Raw genomic sequence first — 13,342 nt, forward strand, 5'->3', positions numbered from 1 at the left:
TAGTATTTTTTGCAGTTTCGGAATTAATCATCAGGACTAACAAACTCATTTTAAGAACGGCCAAGGCAAACCGTCGAAGGATTTATTGCTATGATCAAATTAGTAAAGTCTTTATTTCTTATCCTTAAATAGCAATTGCGAAACATTATAGAGATCATTTCTCCATACATTAAAATCATGCCCACCAGACTCCAGGTAGTAAATATGAGGCACCCCATGTTCCGAAAGGTACTCATGTGTGCGCTTACTGATATTGAGCAAACCATCCTGGTCACCACAGGAGATCCACAGCAGTTTTAGTTTATCTTTAGCTTCTTTTGGAACAGGCAGTAATTCCTGTGGCATCTTGGTATTGGGCGCAGAGGAAAAGCCCCCCACCCAGGCAAAAGTATCGATATGGCCAAGTCCAAAATTCAGGGCCTGTCCACCACCCATAGACAATCCAAAAATCGCGCGGTGCTCGCGATCCTTGATAACGGGAAACTGCTTTTCAACAAATGGAATCAGGTCATCGAGCAAATCTTTTTCAAAAGTTGAAAACGCCGCTACCCGATCGGGGGCCATCACATTTCCACCAGCACGGTCATCTTCCATGGCACGGCCATTGGGCATAATCACCAACATGGGTTCCATTTTTCCTTCCGCATACAGGTTATCGAAAATGACCTGCGGGTTTCCATGTCTGAACCATTCCCGTTCATCACCGCCAATTCCGTGCAAGAGATATAATACGGGGTATTTTTTTGCTGCACTGTATCCCGGCGGGGTATATATCAGCGCTTTCCTCTTAACTCCTACAGTTTTTGAAGGATAAACAAGGGAATCTATTTTCCCAGTTGATGTCAATTTTCGTTCAACATCAAATCCCTGTGGGGCAGTCTGCTGCGCCTGGGCCACTAGGCTGGCGGAAAAAACGCACAACATGGTGCAGATCATCTTTTTCATATTATAATTGGTTTAATAGCAAATAGATAGCGAGGCTATCACCCATGACGGGACAACAGCCCAATTTCAACTAAATCACCACTTTCCTTTTGAGTACTCTTAATACCGCAGCTACAATAGCATCGGCGTTTAAGCCATATTTATCCATCAGCGCACTTGGCGGTCCCGATTCACCGAAGCTGTCGTTTACAGCCACATATTCCTGCGGAGTAGGCAATTGTTTTGCCAACAGTTGCGCTACACTATCTCCTAGTCCACCGATACGATTATGCTCTTCGGCTGTAACAACACAGCCCGTTTTAGCGACAGAAGTCAGTACGGCTTTCTCATCTAGAGGTTTGATGGTATGGATATTAATGATTTCGGCATCAATACCTAATGTTTCCAATTCTTCGCCGGCACATATGGCTTCCCAGACGAGATGTCCAGTTGCCAAAATAGTCACAGTTGTACCCGGATTGAGCATCACTGCTTCGCCGATCACAAATTCCTGATCTTCCGGGGTGAAAACCGGCACCACGGGTCGTCCAAACCGCAGGTAGACTGGCCCCTTGTGTTTGGCAGCAGCTAGCGTTGCAGCCTTCGTCTGATTATAATCGCAAGGATTGATAACCGTCATCCCTGGAAGCATTTTCATCAATCCAATATCTTCCAATATCTGATGGGTCGCCCCATCTTCACCCAACGTAAGGCCGGCATGCGAAGCCGCTATTTTCACATTTTTATCCGAATAGGCAATAGATTGACGAATCTGATCGTATACCCGTCCTGTGGAAAAATTAGCAAATGTACCTGTAAAAGGTATTTTTCCACCGATGGTAAGTCCAGCTGCAATACCCATCATATTTGCTTCGGCAATGCCGATCTGAAAAAAACGTTCCGGAAAGGCCTTGATGAAATCGTTCATTTTGAGCGAACCGATCAGGTCTGCACAGAGTGCAACCACATTTTCATCATCCTTTCCTGCTTCCAGCAAACCGGCACCAAATCCAGAACGTGTGTCTTTTGATTCTGTATATGTATATTTTTTCATGTTAATCTATTTCAAAATCGTCCTACGATTAGGCGATATAATCACCCAATGTTTCTGCATTCTGGTTTAAGGCCACAGCTAGTTGTTCATCACTGGGCGCTATGCCATGCCATTTATGTGAGCCCATCATAAAATCAACTCCATTTCCCATTTCGGTATGTAGCAACACCATTACAGGCATTTTAGTTCCGGTCGAAGCTTGCGCCTTTCGAAGTCCTGAAATCACAGAACCAATGTCATTACCGCGCATAACCTCTATAACCTTCCAGCCAAATGCCATCCATTTGCGGGGTAGGTCGCCCAGCGAAAGGACATCATTGGTAGCCCCATCAATCTGCGCACCATTGTAATCTACAATAGCAATCAAATTGTCCATTTCGTTGTGAGCTGCATACATGGCCGCTTCCCATACCTGCCCTTCCTGCAATTCGCCATCGCCCATAAGCACATAAACCATGCGGTTATCTTGATTTAATTTTTTGGCTTGAGCAGCACCAATAGCGACAGAAAGACCTTGCCCCAAGGATCCCGAAGCGACACGGATACCTGGCAGTCCTTCATGCGTAGTCGGATGTCCCTGCAGTCTTGAATTGAGTTTTCTGAAGGTGGCAAGTTCATCGATTGGAAAATAACCTGCTCGCGCCAACACACTATAAAATACCGGAGAGATATGACCATTGGAAAGGAAAAACAGGTCTTCCCCGAGGCCATTCAAATCAAACTGATCGTTTCGCTGCATCAATTCAAAGTATAAGCAGACCAACAATTCGGTGCAGCCCAACGATCCTCCCGGATGCCCCGACTGGCAACCATGCACCATACGGAGTATATCCCTTCGGACTTGCTTAACAATCGCTTCTAAATTATGGATACTATGTCTTGTCATGACCATCTCAATTGTTACTTTGTGCGGCAACGCGTTTATGATCAGCTAAAAATTGAGCAAGGCCACTGTCCGTCAACGGATGTTTTAAGAGGGAAAATATCGCCTGTAAAGGTCCAGTCATCACATCCGCACCGATCTTGGCGCAGCCAAGGATATGCGCACTATGACGTACCGAAGCCGCAAGAATCTGGGTAGGGAAAGCATAATTATCGTAGATCGTCCGAATTTCGCGGATCAAGGCCAGCCCATCGACAGAGATATCATCGAGCCTACCGACAAAGGGCGATACATAGGTTGCCCCGGCTTTGGCGGCCAAAAGTGCCTGCCCGGCAGAAAAGACCAGCGTGCAATTGGTTTTAATTTGTTTTGCACTAAAATATTTAATTGCTTTAATGCCGTCTTCAGTCATCGGAACTTTAACAACAATCTTATTGTCTAAGGCCGCCAAGAGCAAACCTTCCTCAATCATCGCGTTAAAATCAGTTGAAATCACTTCAGCACTTACATCGCCGTCTACAATAGCACAGATAGCTTTATAGTGCGCATGTACAGGAGCAGTTCCTGTAATCCCCTCTTTGGCCATCAGCGAAGGATTGGTCGTTACACCATCCAGCACACCTAAATTTTGAGCCATACGAATCTCACTGAGACTTGCCGTGTCGATAAAAAATTTCATTTTTTTTAGTTGATTAGTTTTGTATTCGCTAGAACTCCAGCGATTGGTTATAAGACAAAACTATAGCTTTCAACAAGATAGGATTGCAACAAATAAAAAAAAGAAGGGTAAAAATGTTTAAAACAGATTACCCTCCTAAAAAACTGACCTAAAACGACCTTTTAAATAACAATATTATGCTTAGTGCACGGATGTACTTTTATGCGATTGGATATATTCACTTGGCGTCATTTGATATTTTGCTTTAAAGACTTTTGTAAAATAGTTTGGATTGGCAAATCCCGTCTCATAAGCAATTTCAGAAATAGACTTATCGCTTTTTTCCAGCAAACCTGCCGCCTTTTCTAGTTTCACAGAGCGTATAAAATCTACGGGAGACATGCCCGTCAGTTCCAGCAGCTTATTATAAAGGGAGGCACGGCTCATGGAGGTGTGGGCACTTAGCGCTTCGACCGATAACTGCGGATTATCGATATTATCGTGTACATAATTGAGTACTTTTTGTAAAAATTTATCTTTTTCGGACCTGATCGTCATTTCAGGAGCTACAATAGACACTTGTTTACTATAGACTTCCTTGAATGCTTGGTTCAGCTGGAGCAAACTGTTAACCTTCGCGACCAATACATCCATATCAAAAGGTTTGGTCAGGTAACCCACCGCACCCGACTCAAGTCCGCAAACAAGACCATTATCGACCTGTGAAGCCGTCAGCAATACAACAGGAATATGTTTTGTCCGTTTATCCTGCGCCAGCTTCTGTGAAAATTCCATACCATTCATATACGGCATCTGAACATCGCTCACCACAAGGTCAGGGTGATGAAAAAGTGCTTTTTGCCAGCCATCCTTTCCGTTAGTAGCCTCGATAATCTGATAATACTCCTTTAAAGACTCGCTAAGGTAGTACCTAAAATCTTCATCATCTTCAATAATCAACACAAGCGGGCACTGTCTAAGCTCCACAGGTTGTGTCTCCGTGATTACTTCCGGTTCAGCCCCTTCCTCGTATACCGACTCAGCTTGATCCAGCCATAGATCAAATTTAAAGGTACTTCCGCTGTCGGGTTGACTGCTAACCGAAATCTCACCATGGTACATCTGAACAAATGACTGGGCAATTGACAGTCCAATACCCGAACCCTGACTTGCCACCTTGCCCTCAGTATCATGCTGAAAAAAACTCTCAAATATCGATTGTTGCAATTGCTCGGGAATTCCGATACCAGTATCGCGCACTTCAAAGGAAACTTGCAGTTTCTTGTCGACAAGGCTTATAGAGGATATACTTACAGCGATATCCCCACCCTTTTTGGTAAATTTAAAAGCGTTATAGATTAAATTAAATAGAATGCGCTCAACCTTATTTCGGTCAAAACGACAATACAATTTTTCCTGGCATGGAAAAAAAGAATAATCTATACCCTTTTGCAGCGCCATATCCTGAAATGAACGGTAAACTTCCTGTACAAAAGATACCAAGTCACCATCTTCATCCTGCACTTTCAATTCATGGTATTCCATTTTACGAAAATCCAGTAATTGGTTGACCAGATTTAGAAGCCGCCGCGCGTTACGGCTTACCAAATTTAGTTGATCGCCCAGTTTACTGTCTTTATTCTTGGCAATCAAAGCGTCTACGGGTCCCGTAATCAAAGAGATCGGGGTACGGAATTCATGACTTAAATTTGTTAAGAATCGGATTTTCATTGCATCTATTTGATGCTTTGTCTCGGCATCTCTCTTTTGTTGTTCAATGAGCTGCCTCGCCTGGATACGCTCTTGTTCTATCGCAAATTTTTGTTTTAACTTTTGAATCCCGCGATGTCTGATCCACAGCAGACTGCCCAATACTGCCAACACATAAAATAGATAAGCATAAATGGTGCGCCAGAACGGTGGAGCAACATGTATGGCAATCGATTTGATTTCCTTGTTCCAAATACCGTCGTTGTTGCTTGCGCGCACCTCAAAGACATAATCTCCGGGATCCAAATTTGTATAATAAGCACTATTATCCTTTCCATTTCGAATCCAATTTTTGTCAAAACCAACGAGTCGGTACTCATATTGGTTATCCTCAGGAACAGTTAGATTTAGCGCGGCAAAAGAAATTGAAAAATTTTGCTTGTATTTCAGATTGATACGATCGGCAGTCAATAGAGACTGCTGAATTGGCCCTTTTTCCGTTGGCTGAACGATCACATTGTCAATTTTTAGATCCGTGAGTGCTACCTTGGCAGGATTACCATTTGTTTTTAAATGGGCCGGATAAAAATGGTTAAAACCTTTCTGACCACCAAAGTAAATTTCTCCATCGTCCGTTTTTAACGCGGCACCGAGCATAAAAGCACCTTCTTGCAATCCCACAGCATTAGAATAGTTTTTGAACTTATTTTGCACCGGAGAATAACAACTCAATCCTTTGTTTGTTGAAAACCAGATCCTCCCCTTATCGTCCTCGATAATACTCTGAATAGCACCATTCACTAATCCATCTTTCTCAGAAAGTGTCTCAAATAGTGTTTTCCCTTTTCGCAGCAAACCTACTCCATTGCCATTTGTTCCAACCCATAAATTTCCATTTTTATCCGTATGTACAGCTAATATATAATTGCTCGGGAGCTTATTTTTTGCTTTGTCATACAGTGTAGTCTGTTGTTTGAAAGGATCATACATCACCAGGCCCGAGCCGTAAGTTCCTATCCACATGTTGTGTTGCTGATCTTCCGACAGGGCACGTATAAAATTCGCCGGTAATTCGATACCATCGTTTGAGGGCCCTTCGCGCTTGTATTTTTTGACGATAGCGCTCCCGTTTTGAATGATGTTCACTCCGCCGCCATTCGTCCCAACCCAAGTATTCCCCCGAAAGTCAACTTTTAAACAAAAAACATCATTATTATTCAAATTGTCGTCTCTGTTGCCGGCAGTATATCTTTTTAGGTTCCCATTAAGCAGATCATAACAGATAACTCCTCGCTGATAGGTACCGATCCAAAGCTGATCGAGTTTTCTTTCCAAAGTCAACACCGTAAGATCTTTAGGTAAGTTGGCCGAAAGCTCAACAGACGACAGTCTATCTGTCGATCGGTCATATCTCCAGATACCACCACCATCAACGCCCAAAAAAATCTTATTTTGATAAGCCGCGAAAGAAGTTACTATAGCTGGGTCACCGGTCATACCCTCCAGAAAATCTAAACTTTTTAATCTAAATTGGCTTAAATTGGTATCGAATTTATTTAGCCCTCCCTGAAAGGTACCTATCCAGTAAATTCCGCTATTATCGACAAAAATAGATCGTATCGATTTATGAGAAAGACTATGAACATTACTTGGATCCGGCTTAAAGGTCCGAATTGTTAAATCCTTGGTATTAAGCACATCCAGACCATTATCCGTTCCGATCCATAAGTCCTGCTTTTGATTGTGACATAAGGTGTAAATGCGGGGACTGCTTAAAGCTCCTTTCCCTTCTCCTGCGCTAAATTTATTGAACTGCGAATCGCCCGGATTCAAATATTTAAGGCCGAGCATAGATCCGACCCAGATACGGCCCTGATCATCTTCAACAATGGAACTAATTTCAATCCCATTTCCATACCCTTCCTTTTCCGAAAGAACTTCAAAACGTTTGATGGTCTTTAGGTCTGCGGCTATACGGAATATGCCGTTCTCTGATGACACCCACATGTTGTTCTGTCGGTCACGAAAGACACTGCCCGTCACTTTACCGGCAAAAGCTTCCACAATACGTCGATAAGTTGGATCCATTTTCTTTTGTAGATCATTGACATCCAAAATATACAGAGCACCATATGAAGCGACCCAGATATTTCCACTTGCATCCTTATCGATCGCATTAATAGCGGTACTGAGCCATTTACCATCAGGGGTAAGATTGTATGACCTGATCCGGTCAGCTTCCCGATCATAATAACTTAATCCCCCTCCATTTGTGCCGATCCATATTCTTCCTTTTCTGTCTTCACATAAAGCTGTAATATGGTTTGCCATTAAACTGTTCTCTTTGTTGGCATCATACCGGTAGACATTATAATGACGTCCGTCGAAGCGATTAAGCCCATCCTCTGTTCCTAACCAAAGAAAGCCATAACTATCACGGTAGATACTATAGATTGTATTGGAAGAAAGTCCATCCTTTGAAGAATAGCGTTGAAAAGTTACAGGCTGGCTTTGTCCATAAGAAAAAAACGTCAGCATCATCCAGGTGAATACCACTAAAGTCCGTATCATATATTTAGGTATGTAATCTTCAGCACAAAAAATCTGCGTTGAACTGTCAACTAAATTATCAAATTAATCCCTACTAAACTAGTCTCCACAATCATTTACACCATGTAAGCGGTAATTTTTGACATTCTTATCCTTCATTTAAACATTCTTGCTATCCACCAAACTTTCCAATGGCTAGCTTTGGTTTACAATTATAACTGCTTTGAAAGGCATTCCCAATATAGGGAAAACTATATGCAAACAATGCAACCGGTTGCTATATAGTTATAAAGAAAAATTTAACCAATTATTATACAGCATATGACAGTACCTGATGATCCATGACTGTCCCTTGATTTTTTATCAAAATGAACAAAGGGAATACGGATACAAATGTATCTAGCCAATTAGAGAAAATTTAACCAAGAATTCTTCAACCTATTTATCAATCCACAAATGCGATGATGATTACATTTACAATCACACGAGTAAGGCATTGGAAAAAGCTATGGGGTATAGCTAAGCCATTCACTTTACTGCTGTTCCTGCTTTATGTGGGACAGGCAACACTCTATGCTCAGGCCAAAAGGCAGATAAGGGGCATTGTCGTCGATAGTAACCATAAAAAAGTGAGCGGCGCGTCCATCAGGGTAAAAGGCACCTCGCTAGCCACGGCTACCGATGACAATGGAGCTTTCACGATCCAAGTCCCTGCAGATAATAATCTGTTGACCATCTCCAAGCTAGGATATGGCCAACTCGAAGTGGATATCCACAACAAGAACACGGTAGAAGTACAGCTAAGCGATAAGTCTATCGAAATCGAGGAGACTATTGTTGTCGGTTATGGCCGTCAGAAAAAAGAAACTGTCGTTGGCGCCATTGCGCAAACTTCGGGTAAAATCCTCGAGCGTGCAGGAGGTGTTTCGAGTGTGGGCGCTGCGCTAACAGGCAACGTGCCGGGAGTAATAACCACGGCAAGTACAGGTATGCCCGGTGAGGAAGAGCCCCGAATTGTGATCCGGGGTCGAAGCACATGGAATAATACCGACCCTTTAGTGATGGTCGACGGTGTTGAGCGACCGATATCTGCCGTTGATATCAGTTCCATTGAAACAATATCTGTACTCAAAGACGCATCAGCAACTGCTGTTTACGGAGTCAGAGGTGCCAACGGCGTTATTTTAATCACCACCAAGCGGGGTAAGGAAGGTCAAATGCTGATCCGTGGCACTGTCAACAATATTGTCAAGACCGTTTCCCAACTTCCAGGTAAAATGGATTCGTACGATGCATTGATGCTGCGCAATAAAGTAATCGAGTATGAATTGGGCATAAATCCTGCAAGTTGGGCCGATTATTCACCACAGGACATTATCAATAAATACCGTTTTCCCGCTGACCAGACGGAACGCGAACGTTACGTGAATACCGACTGGGCAAAGGAATTATTTAAAAGCCACGCTTTTTCACAAAATAGCAGCGTCAATATTGCTGGTGGTACACCCTTTGTCAAATATTTTGCCAATGCGGACTTTCTTTACGAAGGCGATATGTTCCGCCAGTTCGAAAATGCTCGCGGTTATAAAGCTGGCTACGGTTTTAACCGTCTAAATGTACGGTCCAATTTAGACTTCCAGCTTACTCCCACAACTAAATTTTCAACCAACCTGGCAGGGTCTCGCGGTGTCAAAAAAAGTCCATGGGGCGGCGGCAACGATTATTCCTATTGGATCGCTGCCTATACGGTAGCTCCAGATGTTATTTATCCACGCTATTCAGACGGTACCTGGGGTTACTATGCCTTAAACACACAAGCCGGGATAAACTCTGCCCGTGTGCTGGCACTCAGCGGAACCGAATACATCACCACCAGTCGTATTACAACAGATTTTACGCTCGAACAAGATCTTAAGTTTTTAACGAAGGGGCTTAACGTTCGTGGGACAATCTCACTGGACAACACGTTTGTCGAGGGCGGCCGCGGTATCAATGATGCCAACAACAGTACACAAAGTAAATGGATCGATCCCAATACGGGATTGCCAACCTATCAGATCGCTTTCGATGGTACAAATAGATTTGACTTCGTCGAGGGCATAAACTGGACAACCGGTGCCGGACAGGTTAGAGACTGGTCTACCTATCGAAGATTATTTTATCAATTGCAGTTAAACTACGCAACGACCATCGCTAAGAATCACAACATCACTGCCATGGGTTTATTCAACCGCAATCAGACCGGAACAGGGAGTATGATTCCCTCCTATCGCGAAGACTGGGTATTCCGCACCACCTACAACTACAAAAATAAATATATGCTCGAGTACAATGGAGCCTATACGGGATCAGAAAAATTCGGTCCTGACAATAGATTTGCCTTTTTCAATTCCGGTGGGATAGGCTGGCTAGTTACTGAAGAAGAGTTTATGAGGCCTATCTCGTTTCTCAATATGCTCAAGTTACGTGCGTCCTATGGTGACATCGGTGACGATAGTGGCGGCCGTCAATTTCTGTACCTAACCCAATGGGCATATGGGGGCACCGCTGGCATGGGGGTTGAAGGCCGCTACTCCTACTCCGACGGCAATACCAGTCCTTATATCTGGTATAAGGAAAGTGCGCTTGGCAATCCAAATATCCGCTGGGAAAAAGTTAACAAATTCAATATCGGCCTCGACTTCGGTCTGTTCAATAGCCAGATAACCGGTAAAGTCGACTTTTTTAGAGACCGGCGGACAGATGTTCTGATTAGCGGCGCCAACCGAGCCATTCCTTCCTACTTTGGGATGGAGGCACCTACAGCCAACCTAGGTAAGGTACAGAATAAAGGGTTTGAAGTAGAACTGAAATTTAACAGACAGCTCAATACTGACTGGAGAATATGGGCTGATATCAATTTTACCCATGCCAAGGATAAAGTCATCAATGCCGATGCCCCCGAGTTGCTGCCCGAATATCAGAAACCGGATAACAAACAAGTTAGTCAAACCTATTCTTATGTTAGCTCCGGATATTACAATACTTGGGACGAACTTTATTCGAGTACCGCGCACGAAAGCAATGACCTAGCGAAACTACCCGGCAATTATCATATACTGGATTATAACGGGGATGGTATTATCGATGCTAAGGATAATATTCCCTACGCCTTTCCTTCGGTACCACAGAACACTTATAATTATACCATTGGATTTGATTGGAAGAATTTCAGTGTCATGACCCAGTGGTATGCCGTAAATAATGTCACCCGGCAAGTTGTTTTCAACAGCTTCTCGGGCCAGCTTAACCTTGCTTATGACGAAGGTTCCTATTGGTCAAAGGACAATGTCAATGCAGACGTACCACTACCACGCTGGTTATCACAGTCGAGTACTTATACACCCGGTAGCCGGTATATGTTTGATGGTTCCTACATTCGATTGAAAACAGCCGAAATTGCCTACAATTTTAATCGGGAATCCAGCGTAATCAAACGACTTGGGCTTCAAAACCTTCGCATTTTTCTAAATGGCAACAACTTAGTTTTCTGGTCCAAAATGCCAGACGACCGTGAATCCAATTATGCCGGTACGGGCTGGGCATCGCAGGGCGCCTACCCTACCGTAAAGCGGTTTAATCTAGGTGCAAACATTACATTTTAATCCTACCACTATGAAAAAGTATTTCAAGGTAATCTTTATATCTACTGTGATCTGGTCTTCAACATCCCTACTCTCGTGTAAAAAATACCTGGATAAAGAAGAACAGTCCAATGTGTCCTCCAAAGAAGCATTTAAAAACTTTATTAACTTTCAGGGCTATACAGAAGAGCTATACAGCTGTGTTGTCAACTTCAGCAACAACTACTGGACCAACTCGTGGAACTGGGGTGAAGATGAAATGACCTCAACGGCTGGCAATTACCATTTCGTTCACAAAATCGACAACGGTAATTTTTGGGGTTGGCAAAGAGAATCCGACGGCTGGGGCTCCGGCTGGATGGATCAGGGTGATTTTACCACCATCAATGGGGATGTATTTGCCAACCGTGCCTTCCGCGATTTATGGAGCGCGGCCTGGTTTGGTCTGCGAAAAGTAAGCCTCGGACTAGAAAATATCGACAAATTAACCGAAGCCACCTCCGAAGAAAAGAACCTGATCAAGGGGCAATTGTTATTTTTCCGAGGCTGGTTTCACCACCGATTGATGGAATATTTTGGCGGGATGCCGTACATCAATTATGTACTTCCAAGTGACGAAAAGCTGCGGTTGCCAAGATTGAGCTACCATGCCTGTGCGGATCTTGCTGCGGCCGATTTTAGAGAAGCGGCCAATCTATTGCCGATCGACTGGGACAATACCACTGCCGGAAAACGTACCCTGGGGAAGAATCAATTGCGCATCAACAAAATCATGGCCCTTGCTTATCTTGGCAAAAATTATCTTTGGGCGGGAAGCCCTTTGATGAATTTTCAGTCTACCGGGAATAAAACCTATCATACTGACTATTGTAAAAAAGCAGCTCAGGCCTTTGGCGAACTACTTTCACTTGTCGAAAGCGGACAGACAAATTACGCCCTTGTTCCTATGGCCAATATCCACTTGAATTTTTACACAACAGGCCAAAATTGGGCCATGCCCGGGAGTACAGAAGCTATATTTAGAGGGCCCTACATTGACGCATGGGTATCGAATTATGGTACCAGTAAACAGTACATTCCGCTGGTCGTCTCCGACGGAGATGCATTGAAGTTTATTCCAACAGCCAATTATGTCGACTACTATGGTATGAAAAACGGTTTACCGATCAAAGACATTACCCAGTCTGACGCAGAATCAGGTTACAATGCCGAATACCCTTGGAAAGATCGCGACCCACGCTTTTATAAGGACATCATTTTCGATGGAACAAAAGTCGTCCAGGGAAATACACAGGACGAAAAAAATCGATACGCTAACCTTTACAGTAATGGAAGCTATCGAGATATCCAGTCTGGCAGCCAGACAGGCTACGTGTTACGTAAATTTGTCCCTATAACAGCCAACAAATATGATCAAGCCTATAATTATGGATCCAATCTTCATATTTACGTGCCCTATATGCGTTTATCTGATGTCTATCTGATGTACGCCGAATCCGCCATGATGGCTTCCAACTCAGCTACAGGCAAAGCCGACAATTACGGTAAAACAGCAGTTGATGCGATCAATATCGTTCGGGATCGGGCTGGCGTGGGTCATGTAGATGCCAAATTTCTAGGTTCGGCGAACGCATTGTTGCCTGAATTACGGCGGGAACGAGCTGTGGAGCTCGCTTTTGAAGGTCATCGTTTTAATGATCTGCGACGCTGGTTGCTGTTGACCGAATCACCTTACACCTTAAAAAAATCGGTTGTTTTTGATCGGGCAGGAACCTTCAACACCGTAGATCCATCCCAAAACCGCGTCGTAAACATGAAAGAAAATGTGCTTTTGGAACGGAAGTTTACAAGCAAGCATTACTGGTTGCCCCTAAAGGTCAGAGATGTCAACATGTATCCCGAGTTCTATCAGAACCCAGGCTGGTAACAAGTTTTTCATT

The 13,342-nt window shown here is 43.6% G+C and carries 7 protein-coding genes; 2 read left to right on the forward strand and 5 right to left on the reverse strand.

All coding sequences use genetic code 11. The features are described from left to right. Positions 1-111 precede the first annotated feature (111 nt). The 5 genes from BV902_RS20645 to BV902_RS20665 form a co-directional block, all read right to left on the reverse strand. The gene (locus BV902_RS20645; protein WP_075993558.1) at positions 112-945 is read right to left on the reverse strand and encodes an alpha/beta hydrolase; all 834 of its coding nucleotides are present in this window, start codon (positions 943-945) and stop codon (positions 112-114) included. Between the two features lie 70 nt (positions 946-1,015). Continuing rightward, positions 1,016-1,978, reverse strand: coding sequence for a transketolase family protein (locus BV902_RS20650; protein ID WP_075993559.1), 963 nt, complete (start codon positions 1,976-1,978; stop codon positions 1,016-1,018). Positions 1,979-2,006: 28 nt separating this feature from the next. Next, the gene (locus BV902_RS20655; protein ID WP_198385951.1) at positions 2,007-2,864 is read right to left on the reverse strand and encodes a transketolase; all 858 of its coding nucleotides are present in this window, start codon (positions 2,862-2,864) and stop codon (positions 2,007-2,009) included. A 7-nt stretch (positions 2,865-2,871) separates the two neighbouring features. Next, entirely contained in the window at positions 2,872-3,540 is a 669-nt protein-coding gene (fsa, locus tag BV902_RS20660; RefSeq protein WP_075993561.1) for a fructose-6-phosphate aldolase, read from the reverse strand. Positions 3,541-3,720: 180 nt separating this feature from the next. Continuing rightward, positions 3,721-7,800, reverse strand: coding sequence for a hybrid sensor histidine kinase/response regulator transcription factor (locus BV902_RS20665; protein ID WP_075993562.1), 4,080 nt, complete (start codon positions 7,798-7,800; stop codon positions 3,721-3,723). Positions 7,801-8,240: 440 nt separating this feature from the next. On the opposite strand from BV902_RS20665, the gene BV902_RS20670 reads away from it, so the two are divergent. Together BV902_RS20670 and BV902_RS20675 are read left to right on the forward strand one after the other, a co-directional pair. Continuing rightward, positions 8,241-11,423: a SusC/RagA family TonB-linked outer membrane protein gene (locus tag BV902_RS20670; protein WP_237241759.1), complete on the forward strand. Its 3,183-nt coding sequence runs from the start codon at positions 8,241-8,243 to the stop codon at positions 11,421-11,423. Positions 11,424-11,433: 10 nt separating this feature from the next. Next, complete coding sequence (locus BV902_RS20675) at positions 11,434-13,329, forward strand: RagB/SusD family nutrient uptake outer membrane protein (RefSeq protein WP_075993563.1); 1,896 nt, start codon at positions 11,434-11,436, stop codon at positions 13,327-13,329. The last annotated feature ends 13 nt before the right edge of the window (positions 13,330-13,342 follow it).

It is taken from the genome of Sphingobacterium sp. B29, assembly GCF_001952815.1.
Classification (GTDB): domain Bacteria; phylum Bacteroidota; class Bacteroidia; order Sphingobacteriales; family Sphingobacteriaceae; genus Sphingobacterium; species Sphingobacterium siyangense.

Bases quoted from the DNA above. Each gene is read 5' to 3' on its own strand.
- fsa (WP_075993561.1), bottom strand. From the start codon at position 3,540: ATGAAATTTTTTATCGACACGGCAAGTCTCAGTGAGATTCGTATGGCT.
- BV902_RS20650 (WP_075993559.1), bottom strand. From the start codon at position 1,978: ATGAAAAAATATACATATACAGAATCAAAAGACACACGTTCTGGATTT.
- BV902_RS20675 (WP_075993563.1), top strand. From the start codon at position 11,434: ATGAAAAAGTATTTCAAGGTAATCTTTATATCTACTGTGATCTGGTCT.
- BV902_RS20670 (WP_237241759.1), top strand. From the start codon at position 8,241: ATGATGATTACATTTACAATCACACGAGTAAGGCATTGGAAAAAGCTA.
- BV902_RS20655 (WP_198385951.1), bottom strand. From the start codon at position 2,864: ATGACAAGACATAGTATCCATAATTTAGAAGCGATTGTTAAGCAAGTC.
- BV902_RS20645 (WP_075993558.1), bottom strand. From the start codon at position 945: ATGAAAAAGATGATCTGCACCATGTTGTGCGTTTTTTCCGCCAGCCTA.
- BV902_RS20665 (WP_075993562.1), bottom strand. From the start codon at position 7,800: ATGATACGGACTTTAGTGGTATTCACCTGGATGATGCTGACGTTTTTT.